Origin of the sequence: Nocardiopsis prasina DSM 43845, assembly GCF_000341265.1 — a bacterium.
Taxonomy (GTDB): Bacteria; Actinomycetota; Actinomycetes; order Streptosporangiales; family Streptosporangiaceae; genus Nocardiopsis; species Nocardiopsis prasina.
Genome location: NZ_ANAE01000043.1, coordinates 1 through 715 on the forward strand (window position 1 = coordinate 1; position 715 = coordinate 715).

Genomic DNA, 715 nt, shown 5'->3' on the forward strand with positions numbered 1-715 from the left:
GAGACCTCGGCCTGGAAGCCGCCGGGCCACTCGTCGACGACGGAGTATCCGGCTTGGCAGCCCGCGCCGTCCTCCTCCGGTTCGGAGCCGCCGGCGGACCCGGTGCCGGATCCGCCGGATCCGCCGGATGCACCCGCGCCGTTCTCCCCGCCCCCGGAGCCGCCACCGCCGGAGCCGCCCGATCCGGAGTCGTCGCCCTCGCCGCCGCCGTCGCCGCCGCCGTCGTCCTGCGGTGCTTGCGCAGGGGTTTCGGGGGTGGCGGCGGGAGCCGCCGCCTCGGCGGAGGAGTGCTGCTCACCGTCGCCGACGGGGTCCGGGGTGGGGCTCGCGCCGGTGGAGCGCGCGGGTGCGGGCGGGTCGTCGACGTCCACCTCGGTGTCGCCGCCGCTCAGCGTCATGCCCATGATGAGCGCGGCGCCGCAGGCGAGGGCCGAGGCCGCGGCGCCGCCGGCCAGCAGGCGGCGCTTTCGGCGCTCCTTCCTGCGCCGAACGGTGCGCGTGATGGCGGGTTCGGCGTCTCCACGGTCGCTGCTCATACGGATCACCGGGTTCTCGGGGGCGGACGCGCCGGCGCCGGTTCCACCGAGTCCAGGGGCCCCGCGGCGCACAGGCCAGATCAGGGTACAACGTGCTCATTCCACGCGAAGGCGGGGCGATTCTTCCGGATCCGGCCACGGCCTCGGCGAACGGGGCGGCCGGAGGCGGTCTCCGCTCC

The 715-nt window shown here is 76.8% G+C and carries 1 pseudogene; it reads right to left on the minus strand.

The window, feature by feature from the left end:
• A pseudogene (locus D452_RS30145) lies at positions 1 to 536 on the minus strand (hypothetical protein); the annotation flags it as partial.
• Positions 537 to 715: the final 179 nt, after the last annotated feature.